Source organism: Enterobacter cloacae complex sp. IR5401 (genome assembly GCF_049238425.1).
Classification (GTDB): Bacteria; Pseudomonadota; Gammaproteobacteria; order Enterobacterales; family Enterobacteriaceae; genus Enterobacter; species Enterobacter hormaechei_C.
Genome location: NZ_JBMKHN010000013.1, coordinates 71,722 through 87,325 on the forward strand (window position 1 = coordinate 71,722; position 15,604 = coordinate 87,325).

Annotated in this window: 17 protein-coding genes and 2 pseudogenes; 8 read left to right on the forward strand and 11 right to left on the reverse strand. The window is 58.3% G+C overall.

Going from position 1 to position 15,604, the window contains the following annotated elements; all coding sequences use genetic code 11:
• Positions 1-36: 36 nt before the first annotated feature.
• Positions 37-927, forward strand: a complete 891-nt coding sequence (locus tag ACOTX1_RS17810; RefSeq protein WP_023315572.1) for an oxidoreductase — start codon at positions 37-39, stop codon at positions 925-927.
• A 52-nt stretch (positions 928-979) separates the two neighbouring features.
• Here the strand turns inward: ACOTX1_RS17810 and ACOTX1_RS17815 are convergent, their stop codons facing one another.
• The 4 genes and pseudogenes from ACOTX1_RS17815 to ACOTX1_RS17830 all read right to left on the reverse strand — a co-directional run.
• Positions 980-1,414 (reverse strand): hypothetical protein, encoded by a 435-nt coding sequence (locus tag ACOTX1_RS17815; RefSeq protein ID WP_023315573.1) that lies wholly within the window; start codon positions 1,412-1,414, stop codon positions 980-982.
• Positions 1,411-1,767 (reverse strand): tlde1 domain-containing protein, encoded by a 357-nt coding sequence (locus ACOTX1_RS17820; protein ID WP_006809708.1) that lies wholly within the window; start codon positions 1,765-1,767, stop codon positions 1,411-1,413. Before ACOTX1_RS17820 ends, ACOTX1_RS17815 begins: the two co-directional genes overlap by 4 nt.
• A 10-nt stretch (positions 1,768-1,777) precedes the next feature.
• On the reverse strand, positions 1,778-2,269 hold the full coding sequence (locus ACOTX1_RS17825) for an Hcp family type VI secretion system effector (RefSeq protein ID WP_023315574.1): 492 nt from the start codon (positions 2,267-2,269) through the stop codon (positions 1,778-1,780).
• A gap of 343 nt (positions 2,270-2,612) precedes the next feature.
• Positions 2,613-2,836, reverse strand: a pseudogene (locus tag ACOTX1_RS17830) (glutamate-cysteine ligase family protein); the annotation flags it as partial.
• Between ACOTX1_RS17830 and ACOTX1_RS17835 the strand changes: the two are divergent.
• Together ACOTX1_RS17835 and ACOTX1_RS17840 are read left to right on the forward strand one after the other, a co-directional pair.
• Positions 2,832-2,984, forward strand: a pseudogene (locus ACOTX1_RS17835) (ketopantoate reductase C-terminal domain-containing protein); the annotation flags it as partial. The pseudogenes ACOTX1_RS17830 and ACOTX1_RS17835 sit on opposite strands and share 5 nt — an antisense overlap.
• A gap of 368 nt (positions 2,985-3,352) precedes the next feature.
• Positions 3,353-4,021 carry an epoxyqueuosine reductase QueH gene (locus tag ACOTX1_RS17840; RefSeq protein WP_023315575.1) on the forward strand — a complete coding sequence of 223 codons (669 nt, stop codon included), beginning with the start codon at positions 3,353-3,355 and terminating at the stop codon, positions 4,019-4,021.
• Between the two features lie 223 nt (positions 4,022-4,244).
• Here ACOTX1_RS17840 and ACOTX1_RS17845 read toward each other — a convergent pair whose 3' ends face one another.
• Positions 4,245-4,439 carry a hypothetical protein gene (locus ACOTX1_RS17845; RefSeq protein ID WP_023315576.1) on the reverse strand — a complete coding sequence of 65 codons (195 nt, stop codon included), beginning with the start codon at positions 4,437-4,439 and terminating at the stop codon, positions 4,245-4,247.
• Positions 4,440-4,729: 290 nt separating this feature from the next.
• Positions 4,730-5,611, reverse strand: coding sequence for a LysR family transcriptional regulator (locus ACOTX1_RS17850; RefSeq protein WP_022650550.1), 882 nt, complete (start codon positions 5,609-5,611; stop codon positions 4,730-4,732).
• Positions 5,612-5,716: 105 nt separating this feature from the next.
• Between ACOTX1_RS17850 and budA the strand changes: the two genes are divergently transcribed.
• The 4 genes from budA (at position 5,717) to ACOTX1_RS17870 (ending at position 9,591) form a co-directional block, all read left to right on the forward strand.
• The gene (gene budA / locus ACOTX1_RS17855; RefSeq protein ID WP_003858848.1) at positions 5,717-6,496 is read left to right on the forward strand and encodes an acetolactate decarboxylase; all 780 of its coding nucleotides are present in this window, start codon (positions 5,717-5,719) and stop codon (positions 6,494-6,496) included.
• Complete coding sequence (gene alsS, locus ACOTX1_RS17860) at positions 6,468-8,189, forward strand: acetolactate synthase AlsS (RefSeq protein ID WP_153647754.1); 1,722 nt, start codon at positions 6,468-6,470, stop codon at positions 8,187-8,189. Before budA ends, alsS begins: the two co-directional genes overlap by 29 nt.
• A gap of 20 nt (positions 8,190-8,209) precedes the next feature.
• A complete protein-coding gene (locus tag ACOTX1_RS17865) occupies positions 8,210-8,980 on the forward strand; it encodes a (S)-acetoin forming diacetyl reductase (RefSeq protein WP_023315577.1) in 771 nt (256 codons plus the stop codon).
• Between the two features lie 137 nt (positions 8,981-9,117).
• The gene (locus ACOTX1_RS17870) at positions 9,118-9,591 is read left to right on the forward strand and encodes a cold-shock protein (RefSeq protein WP_023315578.1); all 474 of its coding nucleotides are present in this window, start codon (positions 9,118-9,120) and stop codon (positions 9,589-9,591) included.
• Positions 9,592-9,660: 69 nt separating this feature from the next.
• Here the strand turns inward: ACOTX1_RS17870 and ACOTX1_RS17875 are convergent, their stop codons facing one another.
• From ACOTX1_RS17875 to ACOTX1_RS17895, 5 genes are all read right to left on the reverse strand, one after another.
• Positions 9,661-10,365: an ABC transporter ATP-binding protein gene (locus ACOTX1_RS17875; RefSeq protein ID WP_023315579.1), complete on the reverse strand. Its 705-nt coding sequence runs from the start codon at positions 10,363-10,365 to the stop codon at positions 9,661-9,663.
• A complete protein-coding gene (locus ACOTX1_RS17880) occupies positions 10,352-11,188 on the reverse strand; it encodes an ABC transporter ATP-binding protein (protein ID WP_023315580.1) in 837 nt (278 codons plus the stop codon). Before ACOTX1_RS17880 ends, ACOTX1_RS17875 begins: the two co-directional genes overlap by 14 nt.
• On the reverse strand, positions 11,181-12,014 hold the full coding sequence (locus tag ACOTX1_RS17885) for an ABC transporter permease (RefSeq protein WP_023315581.1): 834 nt from the start codon (positions 12,012-12,014) through the stop codon (positions 11,181-11,183). Before ACOTX1_RS17885 ends, ACOTX1_RS17880 begins: the two co-directional genes overlap by 8 nt.
• Complete coding sequence (locus ACOTX1_RS17890) at positions 12,014-13,027, reverse strand: ABC transporter permease (RefSeq protein WP_022650553.1); 1,014 nt, start codon at positions 13,025-13,027, stop codon at positions 12,014-12,016. Before ACOTX1_RS17890 ends, ACOTX1_RS17885 begins: the two co-directional genes overlap by 1 nt.
• Positions 13,028-13,098: 71 nt before the next feature.
• Positions 13,099-14,667: an ABC transporter substrate-binding protein gene (locus tag ACOTX1_RS17895; RefSeq protein ID WP_023315582.1), complete on the reverse strand. Its 1,569-nt coding sequence runs from the start codon at positions 14,665-14,667 to the stop codon at positions 13,099-13,101.
• Between the two features lie 200 nt (positions 14,668-14,867).
• On the opposite strand from ACOTX1_RS17895, the gene ACOTX1_RS17900 reads away from it, so the two are divergent.
• The gene (locus ACOTX1_RS17900; protein ID WP_003858833.1) at positions 14,868-15,566 is read left to right on the forward strand and encodes a GNAT family N-acetyltransferase; all 699 of its coding nucleotides are present in this window, start codon (positions 14,868-14,870) and stop codon (positions 15,564-15,566) included.
• Positions 15,567-15,604 lie beyond the last annotated feature (38 nt).

Below are 15,604 nucleotides of genomic sequence, written 5' to 3' on the forward strand. Positions count from 1 at the left end.
TAACTGATAGCAGGCTTAGCAAAAGGGGAGTGACCCATGTCTGACTATCCAACCATTGCGCTGACAGGACCCGGTGCGATTGGGACCACCATCGCCGCGGTGCTGCATGAAGCGGGCCGCACGCCGCTGCTGTGTGGTCGCACCGCGCATCCGGAACTGCGCCTGCGTCATGATGAGGGTGAAACTGTGGTGCCCGGTCCGGTACTCACCGATCCCAGCGTCATTACGCGCCCCGTTGACCTCGTTTTTTTGGCGGTCAAAACGACACAAAATGCCGACAGCGCCGGGTGGCTGCGTGCCCTGTGCGATGAAAACACCGTGGTCTGCGCGCTGCAAAACGGCGTGGAGCAGAAAGCCCAGCTTGCGCCTTTGGTTAATGGCGCAACGGTACTGCCCTCGGTGGTCTGGTTCCCTGCCCAGCGCGAGCCGGATGCCTCCGTCTGGCTGCGCGCCAAACCGCGCCTGACGCTGCCGGACGTGCCGCAGGCGCAGCGGGTGGTCGAAGCGCTTCGTGATACGCGCTGCGCGGTTGAGCTCTCGGAAGATTTCCCCACCGTCGCCTGGCGCAAGCTGCTGCAAAACGCGGTCGCCGGGCTGATGGTGCTGGCCAATCGCCGCGCCGGGATGTTCAGGCGCGAGGATATCAGCGAGCTGGCGCTGGCCTACCTGCGCGAGGGGCTTACCGTCTCCCGCGCCGAAGGGGCGAAGCTGGACGATGCGGTGGCGGAGGAGATCCTGGCGAACTTCCAACGCGCGCCCGTGGATTTAGGTACGTCGATTCTCGCTGACCGCCAGGCGGATCGCCCGATGGAGTGGGACATCCGCAACGGCGTGATCCAGCGCTATGGCCGCAGGCACGGGATTGCGGTGCCCGTCAGCGACGTGGTGGTGCCGCTGCTGGCGGCGGGGAGTGAGGGGCCGGGGTGAGCCAGGGTCTGGCGAGAAGGAAGACCCGGCCGTTGTGCGCCGGGTAACTCTCTTACTTACCCTGACGGGCTTTCTCAGCGTTTAGCTCTTCCATTGTTGCTTCCAGGATCCAGAGGCACTGAGCACCCTCAACCGTATCCAGCAGCGCCCGGCGGGTGCGCTGATAGAACGCGTCGACTTCGGCGGGGGATTTCTCTAGAGGCGGCGTGCAGACGATATCGCTGCCAACCATGTGAGGCCACTTTCCCGCGTCAATGGTCTGGAGCGCTTTCAGTGTGGCGCTGGTGTTTGTTGTGAGCGCTGCGGCCAAAGCATCCTCCAGCAGTTGCGCCTGCCTGGCGTCAGCCGTGGCAGCCAGCGTTGGGGCTTGCTCAATCCAGTGTGTGTCACCTGAGGCGATTCCATGAAGTGCTGATGGCCAGTCAGTGCTGGCTGCAATGGCTGGGACAGTGAGCGCACAAAGCACCAGGACGATTGGATATTTCATCGCACTACCTCAAGCTCACCGCCGTCACGAAGGATTTTACGTCGCGTTGACAGTGAGAGAATAATGCACCCCTCCGAAGCAAATCCGGCTGGACCGTACTTATGGTCACCATGAATGCGGAACTCTGAACGACCAAAACTCTCTCCCGAAGTTTGCTCAAGGATAATGGTAATGGGTCCTTTAGAATTCGAATGTCCCGCAATTTTATATGTTCCGCGCGGCAATGGACCCAGACCCTTCACATGCTGACGGTCCGGATTATTTTTATTGGTAAGGGCACCGGAATATCCTGTCTCAATTAATTTGCCGTCTTTATACATCTTGCCAGTTGATTGCTCATACTTCCATCCCATAACGTTCTCCTTATGCCGTCTTACGGTCATTCCAGCTATCTGAATGCATGATGTTACCGTCCACGTAGCGCCAGGTAATTTTTTCATAGAGCAGCTCTACCAGCTCAAGATGGTTATGCTTCTCATAGTCAGGATCTTTGATATCAAGCATCATTGGACAGACGCTGGCGATCTTCACGCCTTCCAGAAGGGTGGAAAAATATTCCACTTCCTGACCAGCATCGTTGCTACGGTAAAACTTTATCTCTGCGGATTTTAGCTTCTGGCCCGTGCTAACAGCCTTGTACAAATAGGGGCTGGAAGCGTCGATCTCTTTATCGAAAGAATAGGGGGAATGGATGCGAAGACTTGTCGCCTTGCCGTTATGCTTGTCCGTGGGCTGCATTATGCCGTGATTTAAGGCGATAATCTCGATGCTACCTTCACGTCCATATATATCGACAGAGCCTTTTATATCAGCGCCGCCGTCATCTTTAAGCCATAAATAAGCGGGAATAGCCATTTGTTTAAAACTCCATTTAAGGAAATCCTGAAAAGACCTTATGGTTTAGCTAGTTACGTAACTAGTGCAACGCTAGCGCGTACAAAATTGGCCGTCAATTTTGTACAGGGTGGATATAAAACGATCTGCGGTTTCGTTGATGCAAATTAAGAAAGTATGGGGGCTTATGGTTTGGATCTGGATAAATTGTTAATGATTAATACGGTGGTTTTGCTTAAATAATAATTAAGTGAATATTAATTGAAGATGTAATAAATACTTGAATGTTTATTGGGTATTCTGTCTATTTGACTCTTTATTAATTGTTTCAAAACGCATAACGGCTCGTCTGAATATCCACCTATCCGTAGCGACACACCTGAAAACGGTAAAGAGGTACCGCAGAAAATCCCGTTCCTGATGCTTATAAGGCCGCGTGGTCAGCAGCCAGTGTGACGTGGCCTGGATCAGCCAGGCGATATTAATCGCGTTGTTGAGCGTCAGCGGCTTATCCGTCGACCGCACCTGCATGGTGCTAATGTGCGGGCTGGGGCGAATGTCCCAGTGCAGATCTTTAATGCTGTCGATCCTGTCCGACCGTCAGGCGGATCGCCTGATGGAGTGGGACATACGCAACGGCGTGATCCAGCGCTATGGCCGCAGGCACGGGATTGCGGTGCCCGTCAGCGATGTGGTGGTGCCGCTGCTGGCGGCGGGGAGCGAGGGGCCGGGGTGAGAGAGATAGTGGTATTAACGTCTGGGGAATTGGTCTGGGTGAAAACCTCGCATCAGTTCCCTACAAACGCACTCACCGGCAAACCAAAACGCTTCGCCAGCGCGCATATGATCCAGCGTTAACGTGCCTGATCTATCTTGGTCTGAAATATTTGTTTAAGTTGCGTAGCGTATTCAGGAATTGCTTGCTGAGAAGAAGTGCAGCGGAGATAGTTTTGCTAACCAGGTTATAGAGAAACGTGTGAAAGATGCGTCCGCTATGTGTCAATAACAGGCATTGCGGGATATGTATGAGACTGGCCGCCATTCCCGATAGCACAGCTCTGATGCTACACTGTTTTCAGTCCTCATTACCTCATCAAATAAATTATGACTACCGCTGATTTCAAACGCCCTAAACTAGAACTCCCAAACGGGGCTGATAAACTGCTGCTGCACTCCTGTTGCGCTCCGTGTTCTGGTGAGGTAATGGAGGCGATCCAGGCCTCAGGGATCGACTACACCATCTTCTTCTACAATCCGAACATTCATCCGCAGAAAGAGTATCTGATTCGTAAGGATGAGAATATTCGCTTTGCCGAACAGCACGGCGTACCGTTTATCGATGCGGATTACGATACAGATAACTGGTTTGAGCGCGCCAAAGGCATGGAATGGGAACCCGAGCGCGGCATTCGCTGCACCATGTGTTTTGACATGCGCTTTGAGCGGACTGCGCTTTACGCCGCTGAAAATGGCTTCAACGTGATTAGCAGCTCATTGGGCATCTCTCGCTGGAAAAATATGCAGCAAATCAACGACTGCGGTCAGCGAGCCGCCGCCCACTATCCGGGTATGGTCTATTGGGACTATAACTGGCGGAAACTGGGCGGTTCGTCGCGCATGATTGAAATCAGCAAGCGCGAGCAGTTCTACCAGCAGGAATACTGCGGCTGCGTTTATTCACTGCGTGACAGCAACCTGCACCGCAAATCCCAGGGCCGTCCTCTCATTCAGATCGGTAAGCTTTACTACGGTAAAGAAGACGACCAGGCCTGATTTTATGTCACGCCCTCTGTGGCGTGACCGCCTTCCTGTGCATTCCTCTAACAATTGCATGCCCCACCCGGCACGAACAGTAATTTTTAGTCATGAGATGGCTGAAAGTCGATCTGGCATCGAAGCCTGCTGAACGCTCTTAACCGTCATTCATCAAACAACGTTGTCCTTTGTGTAAGGCCGACTCAGTGAGCCGTTATATAAGGCTCCTTCACAAACTCCGCTAACAACCCAGCAGTTGCTTACAGAGCGTAGAAAATGTCACCGCATCGTCCATTTCCACCAGTACGCTCACGTACGCCGCACAGGTGCCAGCCAGTTCAAAGAGATCCGCAGAATCGGGAAGTTGCAGGTGAAGAAGGTGATGAACAGCGCTTTCTTCAGCGTGTACGTATGAAAATCCAGGGGTAGTCGCCATTTAGCATCCTCGTTGTCCAAAAAAAATGTCATGTCATGCTAACGGGTTCCTACGCCCGGTTACGGATGTGCCGCAACGCAGGCACTTTACGACCGCGGAGAAGGGATGAAAAGGGATGCCCCTGAATTACATAAGGTTGCTTAAAAGTTTGCGAGGCGGCTTCCAAAGGGCATTGCCGGGTGGCGGCTGCGCCTTACCCGGCCTACAAAACCGCCAACAAGCCAACCAACCCGCGACACGAACCGTAGGCCCGCGCAAGCGCAGCGCCGCCGGGCACAGCCACACCGTAGCTACCCCTCGCTCATCATCGCCAGAAACCGCTTCACCGTCCGCGAACGCTCAAATCGCCGCCAGCAGAGTGCGATATCGGTATAAAGCTCTGGCGAGCGCAGCGCATGGTAGGTGACATTCGGCGGCGAAATAGCGGCCATGGATTTCGGCACCAGCGCGAACCCGCCGCCCGCGGAGACCATGCTCAGGGAAGAGGAAAGTTGTGAAGATTGCAGCGTGTGTTGCATATCGATCCCGGCCCGCTCGCAGCTGCCGTAAACGCGGTCATACAGCCCCGGCGCGACCTCCTGGGGAAACAGCACCACCGGCGTATCCCGCAGCTCCTCCAGCGCCAGATCGCCACACGCTGCCAGGGGATGATCGCGATGCAGCGCCACCACCATCGGCTCCCGGTCGAGGATTTTTAGCTCGAACACCTTACTGCTCTCGCACGGCAGGCGCACAAAGGCGATATCCAGCTCACCCTCCGCCAGCATCGTCGTCAGCGACGACATATTGGCTTCCACCTGGTGAACCTGCACCGCCATGTTCTGTACCTGAAACTGGCGTATCAGGGCGAAGATTTTGGGATGAAAAGCATCTGAACTGGTGATGCCAATCGACAGGCTGCCGTTCAGCCCGCGCGCGATGCCCCGGGCTTTCTCCAGCGCGGCGTCGCTCAGCGCCAGGATCTTACAGGCGTCCTCATAGAAGGCTTCTCCCGCCTCGGTCAGCTCCACGCCCCGCGTCAGGCGCCTGAACAGCGGCGTGCCCACTTCCTCTTCGAGCCGTTTGATCTGCTGACTCAGAGGAGGCTGTGAAATACCCAGCGCTTTGGCCGCCCTGGTGAAGTGTCGCTCGCGTGCTACCGCGACAAAATAGCGCAGATAACGAAGTTCCATATCAAAAACGTCTCAAACCAGCATGGATTCTATATTGGAACTCTCTGCTGAATCGGGTCAACATTTATTTAACCTTTATAAATAAAGTTGAAGAGGACGGGCATGATGATGCATTCATCTGCATGCGACTGTGAGGCGAGTTTATGCGAGACCCTGCGCGGGTTCTCGGCTCAGCATCCTGACAGCGTGATCTATCAGACATCGCTAATGAGCGCCCTGCTAAGCGGCGTCTACGAAGGGGAGACCACCATCGCCGACCTGCTGGCGCACGGCGATTTTGGGCTCGGTACCTTTAACGAGCTGGACGGTGAAATGATTGCCTTCAGCAGCCAGGTGTACCAGCTGCGCGCCGACGGCAGCGCCCGCGCCGCGAAGCCGGAGCAAAAAACGCCGTTCGCGGTGATGACCTGGTTCCAGCCGCAGTACCGCAAAACCTTCGACGGGCCGGTCAGCCGTCAGCAGATCCACGACGTGATCGACCAGCAAATCCCCTCCGATAACCTGTTCTGCGCGCTGCGCATCGACGGCAATTTCCGCCACGCGCACACCCGCACCGTACCGCGCCAGACGCCACCGTACCGGGCGATGACCGACGTGCTGGATGACCAGCCGGTGTTCCGCTTTAACCAGCGCGAGGGCGTGCTGGTCGGGTTCCGCACCCCGCAGCATATGCAGGGCATTAACGTGGCGGGCTATCACGAACACTTTATCACCGACGACCGTCAGGGCGGGGGCCACCTGCTCGACTATCAGCTGGAGAACGGCGTGCTCACCTTCGGCGAAATCCACAAGCTGATGATTGACCTGCCCGCCGACAGCGCGTTTTTACAGGCCAATCTGCACCCCAGCAACCTTGATGCGGCTATCCGCGCCGTCGAAAACTAACAGGAGAACTACCGTGAACAGTGAGAAACAGTCACGTCAGTGGGCGCACGGTGCCGATATGGTTGTCGGCCAGCTGGAAGCGCAGGGTGTGAAGCAGGTGTTCGGCATACCGGGCGCAAAAATCGACAAGGTCTTTGACTCCCTGCTGGACTCCTCCATCGAGATTATCCCGGTGCGTCACGAGGCGAACGCGGCGTTTATGGCGGCAGCGGTAGGGCGGCTAACCGGCAAGGCCGGGGTCGCGCTGGTCACCTCCGGGCCGGGCTGCTCCAACCTGATCACCGGCATCGCCACCGCCAACAGCGAAGGTGACCCGGTGGTCGCGCTGGGCGGGGCGGTGAAGCGGGCAGATAAAGCGAAGCTGGTGCACCAGAGCATGGATACCGTCGCCATGTTCAGCCCGGTGACCAAATACGCCGTGGAGGTCAATTCGCCTGACGCGATTGCCGAGGTGGTGTCGAACGCGTTTCGCGCTGCCGAGCAGGGCAGGCCGGGCGGGGCGTTTGTCAGCCTGCCGCAGGATATTGTCGACCAGCCCACCACGGGGGCGATTTTACCCGCCAGCACCGCGGCGCTGATGGGCCCGGCGCCGGAGTCAGCCATCAACGAGGTGGCGAAGCTTATCGCGAAGGCCAAAAACCCGGTCATCTTACTCGGCCTGATGGCCAGCCAGCCCGCCAACAGCGCCGCGCTGCATAAGCTGCTGGAGAGAAGCCGTATTCCGGTCACCAGCACCTATCAGGCCGCCGGGGCGGTGAATCAGGAACACTTCACCCGCTTCGCCGGACGCGTCGGTCTGTTTAACAACCAGGCGGGCGATCGGCTCCTGCATCTGGCGGATCTGATCATCTGTATCGGTTACAGCCCGGTGGAATACGAGCCGTCCATGTGGAACAGCGGTGACGCCACCCTGGTGCACATTGACGTGCTGCCCGCCTATGAGGAGCGCAAGTATGTTCCCGATCTGGAACTGGTTGGGGATATTGCCGCCACGCTGAATCTGCTTGCCAGCCGAATCGAGCACAAGCTTGAACTCAGCCAGCGCGCCTCGGAAATTCTTGTCGATCGCCAGCATCAGCGGGACCTCCTCGACCGTCGCGGCGCATCGCTTAACCAGTTTGCCCTGCATCCGCTGCGCATCGTGCGCGCCATGCAGGACATCGTGAACAACGACGTGACGCTCACCGTCGACATGGGCAGCTTCCACATCTGGATCGCCCGCTACCTCTACAGCTTCCGCGCGCGTCAGGTGATGATCTCCAACGGTCAGCAGACCATGGGCGTGGCGCTGCCGTGGGCGATTGGCGCGTGGCTGGTCAACCCGGGGCGCAAGGTGGTGTCGGTCTCCGGGGACGGCGGCTTTTTGCAGTCGAGCATGGAGCTGGAAACCGCCGTACGCCTCAACGCCAATATTCTGCACATCATCTGGGTGGATAACGCCTACAACATGGTGGCCATCCAGGAGGAGAAAAAATATCAGCGTCTCTCCGGCGTGGAGTTCGGCCCGGTCGATTTCAAAGCCTATGCCGACGCGTTCGGCGCAAAAGGTTTTGCCGTCGAGAGTGCCGACGCGCTCGAACCGACGCTGCGTGCCGCAATGGATGTCGATGGCCCGGCCGTGGTGGCCATTCCCGTCGACTACAGCGATAACCCGCTGCTGATGGGCCAGCTCCATCTCAGCCAGATTTTGTGAATCAATATAAGGACAGAGAAATGCAAAAAGTGGCTCTCGTAACCGGCTCCGGCCAGGGGATTGGCAAAGCGATCGCGCTTCGCCTGGTGAAGGATGGTTTTGCCGTTGCTATTGCGGATTATAACGAAGAGACGGCGAAAGCGGTCGAGGATGAGATCACCCGCAACGGCGGGAAGGCCGTCGCCGTGAAGGTGGACGTCTCTGACCGCGAGCAGGTGTTCGCGGCGGTGGAAAAAGCCCGCACCGCGCTGGGCGGTTTTAACGTCATCGTCAATAACGCTGGGGTGGCGCCGTCCACGCCCATCGAATCCATCACGCCGGAGATTGTCGACAAGGTCTACAACATCAACGTGAAAGGGGTGATCTGGGGCATTCAGGCCGCAATTGACGCCTTCCGCAAAGAGGGGCACGGCGGCAAAATCATCAACGCCTGCTCCCAGGCGGGCCATACCGGCAACCCGGAACTGGCGGTCTATAGCTCCAGCAAGTTCGCGGTGCGTGGCTTAACCCAGACCGCCGCGCGGGATCTCGCGCCGCTGGGGATCACCGTTAACGCCTATTGCCCGGGCATCGTCAAAACGCCGATGTGGGCGGAAATCGACCGTCAGGTCTCCGAGGCGGCGGGTAAACCGCTTGGCTACGGGACGGAAACCTTTGCCAAACGCATCACGCTTGGCCGTTTGTCCGAGCCGGAAGACGTGGCCGCCTGCGTCTCTTACCTCGCCGGGCCGGATTCCGACTACATGACTGGTCAGTCGCTGCTGATTGATGGTGGGATGGTGTTCAACTAAATACACAATACTAAAAAGCTCTGACATGAACTTTCCCCTGCTCCCGTGCAGGGGCTTTTTTTTGTCTCGTCAGCCATTGTGCATTACACTGCGCGCTGCAAAACTTTAGTCTTGAGATCTGACAGGCGGTAACAGCGATGAACGGTACAATCACAACGTGGTTTAAAGATAAAGGCTTTGGATTTATCAAAGATGAAAACGGCGACAACCGCTACTTTCATGTGATTAAGGTCGCCAACCCTGATCTGATTAAGAAAGATGCGGCGGTGACCTTCGAGCCAACCACCAACAGCAAAGGCCTTTCCGCGTTTGCGGTGAAGGTGATCCCCGAAAGTAAGCACCTCTATATTGCAGGCGAGCGCGTGAAGCTTACCTCAATTAAATCCTTCGTGGTGTTCAGCGAAGAAGAGCCCGTTGATACTAAAATCGACAAAGAGAACGCGGTGCTGTCGGTGGGGCTGCTGATGAACAGCATCAAACCAAAAACCGAGAAAAAGCCGGGCGAAATGCGCACGGTGAAGAAGCTGGCGATCACTACCTTCCAGAACACGACGCTGATCTTCACTGAAGATGAGATCGACATCGATGCCACGGTGAAGCTGCTGAAGTAACGTTTTGCCGGGTGGCGGTTACGCCTTACCCGGCCTACAAAATGCGTGCGGCACTCGCCGCCGCACGGTTTACCCCATCCTGTGCTCGCCCCGCAACATTGCTTCACGGTCAAATACCCGCTGGATCTCCCCGTGCGCCATAAATGCCGCCCGGTCGGACATATGCGCAATCACGTCCGCATCGTGGCTCACCAGCAGGTAGGTCATGCCGTGCTGCGCCTTCAGGCGGTTGAGCAGGTTCAGAATCTCCGCCTGTACCGACATATCCAGCGCCGAGGTCGGTTCATCCAGCAGCAGAAGCTGCGGGCGCAGCAGCAGCGCGCGGGCAATGGCCACGCGCTGACGCTGTCCGCCGGAAAGCTGATGCGGGTAACGCCTGCCCGCGTCGGCAGCCAGCCCCACCTGTTGCAGCGCATCCGTCACTTTTTCGGCAACCTGGCTTTCGCCGTGGATGTTTAACGGCTCCGACAGGGTGCGGGCAATGGTGTGGTTCGGGTGCAAAGACGCCCACGGATCCTGGAACACCATCTGCACGTTGCGGCGAAGCGCGCCTTCAAAACGTCGTCCTGGCCGTAAATTTTCCCCGAGGACGGAAATGTGGCCATTCCACTCGGGCAGCAGCCCCGCCAGCACGCGCAGAAGAGTCGATTTGCCGCAGCCGGATTCACCGATCAGGCTGAAGGTTTCACCTTTTTCGATGGCAAAACTGGCGGCGGAAACCGCCGTTTTTTCACCAAAACTCACCCGGAGCTGGTTAACCTCAACGAGTGCCATTGTCGTCCTCCTTCCACGGTTGCGAACGGTCGAGCGTCGGCAGCATCTTGCCAAACGTCCCGGCGTTCGGGCGGCAGGTCCAGAGCGTGCGCGTGTAGGGATGGGTTGCCTGCGGCAACTGGCTCGCCGCCATTTCATCAACGTTCTCACCCTGATACATCACCAGCACGCGGTCGCAGTGTTCCGCGACGAGCGGCAAGTCGTGGCTGATTAACAGCATCGCCATCTGCCGCGCCTCGCACTGCTGTACCAGCAGCTCCAGGATCTGGTTGCGCAGGCGTGCGTCCAGCGCGGAAGTCGGTTCGTCGGCGATCAGCACCTGCGGGTTGTTGACGAGCGCAATGGCGATCATCACGCGCTGGCCCATGCCGCCGGAAAGTTCGCCGGGATAGCGCTGGAGCACGTGCTCGTTCAGCCCCACGGCGCGGATGATATCGTGAATGCGCGCCAGTCGTTCGGCGCGGGGCAGGCGCTGATGGAGGGTCAGCGCCTCATCAAGCTGGGCGGAGACGGTTTTCACCGGGTTTAGCGCGTAGCGCGGGTCCTGTAGAACCATCGCTATGCCGTTGCCGCGCAGCGCCTGCCAGCGGCGGCTGTTCAGGGTCAGCAGGTCGTTGCCAAGCACGTTAAGCCGCTTAGCGCTCACGATGCCGGGCTTGCGCACCAGCCCCATCAGGGCGCGGGCAGACATGGACTTGCCGGAGCCGGATTCTCCTACCAGCGCCAGCCGCTCTTTGCCCAACGTAAAGCTCAGGTTGTTGACCACGCGCGCGGCGGGGTAGTCGATATTCAGCGCATCGACGATGACGCGGTGTTCAGTCATGCTGTGGCTCCAGTACGTCGCGCAGGCCATCGCCCAGCAGGTTAAAGGCCAGGCTGGCAAACAGAATCGCCCCGCCTGGAATGGCGGCAATCCACCACTGGTCAAAAATGACCTGCATGCCGTCGGCAATCATCGCGCCCCATTCCGCCATCGGTGGACGCGCGCCCAGACCAAGGAAGCCCAGCCCGGCAGCGGCCAGAATAATCCCGGCCAGATCCAGCGCCAGTCGCACAATCGCGGAGGGCAGGCACAGGGGCAGAATATGGCCGACCAGCAGGCGCGGGCCGCGAATGCCCATCATCTCCGCGGCGGCCAGATAATCGCTGTGGCGCAGACGCTGGATTTCACTGCGCGCCTGGCGCGCATAGGCAGGCCAGGTCGTTAAGGCCAGCGCCAGCGCGCCGTTGACCAGCCCCGGGCCGAGCATCGCCACAAACGCGAAGGCGAGGATCAGGCGCGGCATCGACATCACCACGTCGGAAAAGCGCATCAGGATGCGCTCCATCCAGCCGCCGTAGTAGCCTGACAAAATCCCCACCAGCAGACCGGCGGGGAGGGTAATAACGGTGACTAAGGCCACCAGCCCCAGTGCCGGACGGGTGCCGTAGATTAATCGGGAGAGCAGATCCCGCCCATAGCTGTCAGTACCCAGCCAGTGCTGCGCGTTGGGCGGTTGCAGACGCGCGGCGGCGTCCTGCCAGTTGGGATCCTGCGGCGCAAGCCACGGCGCGAACAGAGCAATAAGCACCAGCAGCGCGATGGCGATCAGCCCGAAAAACGCGGCAGGGGAGCGGCGCAGGCGGCGTAAGAAGAGATAAAACGGCATTAGCGCACCCTGGGATCGGTCGCCCGCACAAGCAGGTCGGTAAGGTTATTGATCAGAACAAAGCAGACGCCAATCAGCAGCGTGCCGCCCATCACGGCGGTGGTGTCACCGGCGAACAGGGCCGTGGTGAGGTAGCGCCCGATGCCCGGCCACGAGAAGACGGTTTCGGTTAATACCGCGCCCTCCAGCATGCTGGTGTAGGCCAGCGCAATCACCGTCAGCAGGGTGCTGCGAATGTTCGGCAGCACGTGACGCAGCAGGATGGTCATCTCTCCGGCGCCCTTGGCGCGGGCGAGCAATATGTACTCTTTGTTCATCTCGCTCAGACAGGCGGAGCGCGTCAGGCGGGTGATACTTGCCAGCGAGTAGTAGGCCAGCAGCAGCACCGGCAGCACCAGGTGGCTGATGGCGTTGCGGAACGCCTCGCGGTCGCCGGAAAGCCAGGTATCTACCAGCGCAAATCCGGTTCGTGGCTCGACGGTGAATTGCCAGATGTCGTCCAGCCTGCCGGGGCCAGCGCTCCACTGTAGTTTCGCGTAGAACAGAGCCAGCATCAGCAGGCCGAGCCAGAATATCGGCACCGAATTGCCGAGCAGGGTGAGCGTTCTGATCGCTAAGTCCAGTGGCGAACCGGCGTAGCGGGCGCACAGCACACCCGCAATTACGCCGAGTACTGTGCCGATAATTAGCGCCAGCGTTGCCAGTTCCAGCGTGGCGGGAAAGGCGTGCAGCAGGTCCTGCAATACCGGCTGACCGGTAGCGCTGGCGGTGCCTAAATCCCCGTGAGCGAGGTTTTGCAGGTAGTGCCAGAACTGCACCGGCAGGGGCCGATCCAGCCCAAGCTGCTGGCGAACCTGATCGTAAGTGGACTGGCTGGCGTGATCGCCGACGATCTGCAATACGCGATCGACCGGGGAAAAGGCAGAGAGCGCAAACGTGACCAGCAGTAGCCCGAACAGCGTGAGCAGGAGAGTCAGCAGACCCTGAAGCACGCGGGTGGAAAGATGTGGCATGGGAAAATCGTTATCCTGAAAATATGCACGAACGACCCCCTCTCCCACGGGAGAGGGAGAGGGGGGAAAAGCTACTTCATAACGCGATCGTACCAGACCATATCCGCGTTCAGCCCCTGCTGATACCCCTTCACGTTATCGCGCACCACGATCTGAGTTTTGCCCTGGTCAACGAACACGTACGGCGAGTTATGCTGTAACTGTTCCTGCATCTTCTTATACAGATCCAGACGTTTCGCCGGATCCGGCTCGGCAACCGCCGCCAGCGTGGCCTTGTTCAGCTCCGGGATTTTCCAGCCGTTCAGACCGGCCACGGTGCTGGACTTCCCGTCGTTCCACGCGAAGGCGCTGGCGTTGGAGTGCGCATCGAAGTAATCCGGGATCCACAGACGAATCGCCGCCTGATGCTGCTTAGCGCGCACGCGGGCGTACACCTGGCTACCCGCAGCGGGCAGCAGATCCACCTTCACGCCACCCTGAGCAAAGCTCGCCTGCATGGATTGCGCGATGGTGATGAACGGTGGTTTATTCTCCACGTCCAGCGTGAAATGCGCGTCTTTGATGCCCGCCTTGGCGAGGATCGCTTTTGCTTTTGCCGGGTCAAACGTGAACGGATTGTCCTCCAGCGCGCCCGGCAGGCCGACCGGCAGGAAGCTCTGATGAACAAAATACTGGCCTTTCAGCAGGTCTTTGGTGATGCCTTCATAATCCACCAGCCAGCGCGAGGCTTCCCAGAACGCTGGATTATTCAGCAGCGGGTTAGCGCTGTTGCCGGTGTTAAACACCAGATAGTTTTGCTCAGCAGAAGGGATGCTAAGCACCTTCACGCCCGGCTTGCCGCTGAGGGCGCTTATCTGGTCTGCACCCAGATCGCGCGCCACGTCCGCATCACCCTGCTGGATCAGCAGGCGGCGGGAAGCGGGATCGGGGACGTTTTTAATGATGATGCTTTTAAGCTTCGGCGCGCCGCCGGGCGCGGATTCGTTGGCTTCCAGCACGATGGCCTGATGCGGCTGGTAAACGCGCATTTTGAACGCGCCGCTGCCCGCAGAGTGCATTTTTAACCACGCGTTGCCGAAGTCGTTATCCTTCACGTTCGCCGCAACCTGTTTTTCATCGACGATGGAGGCAATCGGCGTGGAGAGAATATTCAGCGCCACCGACGGGCTAACGTCGGCCGTCCAGTGAAGCGTGAGGGTATGGTCGTCCACTTTCTTTAGCTGGCTGGCGATGTTGCTGGCGTCCCAGCCCAGTACGTTGAGGATAAACGCCGGGGATTTGTTCAGCGTCACGGCGCGGGTATAAGAGAAGATCACGTCTTCCGGGCGCAGCGGGTTGCCGGAGGAGAATTTCGCATCGGGTTTAAGCTTGATGGTCAGGGTTTTTGCTGCCGCGTCCGCGTCCCAGCTTTCTGCCAGAACCGGCGTGATTTTTTCCGGATTATCGCGGTCCGGCTGTACCAGACGCTGGTACAGGCTTGGCACGGTCTGGATGCTGGAAAGCTCGTTGGCTTCGGCCGGGTCAAGGCTCACGATATCATCCAGACCCTGGGCGACAACCAGCGTGTTGGGCGGGGTAGCGGCGTGAGCAGCGCTTGAGAGCGCAGCCAGCACCAGTAACGGCAGCAGTTTTTTAGTCATAGCGATCCCTGAAGAAAATATATTGTGATTGTTTTATGCACCGTTACGGTAGGCTGGCTGAGGATTTCCTCAAAGTCGAAATTCTGCTTTGCTTATGCCATCCGGGAATAACGCATTCGGTCTGGTTATGAGTCACCTCTCTTTTCGTTCGCTTTTTAACCTGCTATAACAAACTCCTTACCTTTCAGGGAGTCACCGCCGTGCCCGAAATCAATCAACATGGTCAAACCGTTAACGATATTGTCCCAGACTGGAAATGCGCCCGCGCGTTAACCCGTACTCTGCTCACCGGCCAGTATTGCCGCCTGGAGCCGCTGGATGCTGACCGCCATTCGGCTGATTTGTTTGAAGCCTATGCGCTGGGTGACGACAGCGACTGGACGTGGCTTGCCAGCACCCAGCCTGTGAGCGTTGAGGCCACTGCGCACTGGGTGCTGGGAAAGGTGCTGGATGACGACCTGGTGCCCTTTGCCGTTATCGATCTGCGCACCGAAAAGGCGGTAGGGCTGGTCAGCTATATGGCGATAGAACGCTTCCAGGGCTCGGTTGAGATCGGCCACGTCACCTGGTCGCGCAGAATGAAGGGCACCCGCGTGGGTACCGAAGCGGTGTGGCTGCTGCTGAAAAATGCCTTTGAGCATCAATATCGCCGGCTGGAGTGGAAGTGCGATTCGATGAACATCGCCTCACGCAACGCGGCGGAGCGTCTGGGGTTTGTCTGGGAAGGGCGGCTGCGCCAGAAGCTGGTACGCAAAGGACGCAACCGCGACAGCGATATGCTTTCGATTATTGACGGCGAATGGCCGGAAAAGGATGCGGCTCTGCGGGCCTGGCTGGCAGCGGAGAATTTTGACGGGGAAGGGCGGCAGGTCAGGCGGTTAGAGGAATTTCGGACGTAAAAGCCTTACCCCTCACCCCAACCCTCTCCCCAAAGGGG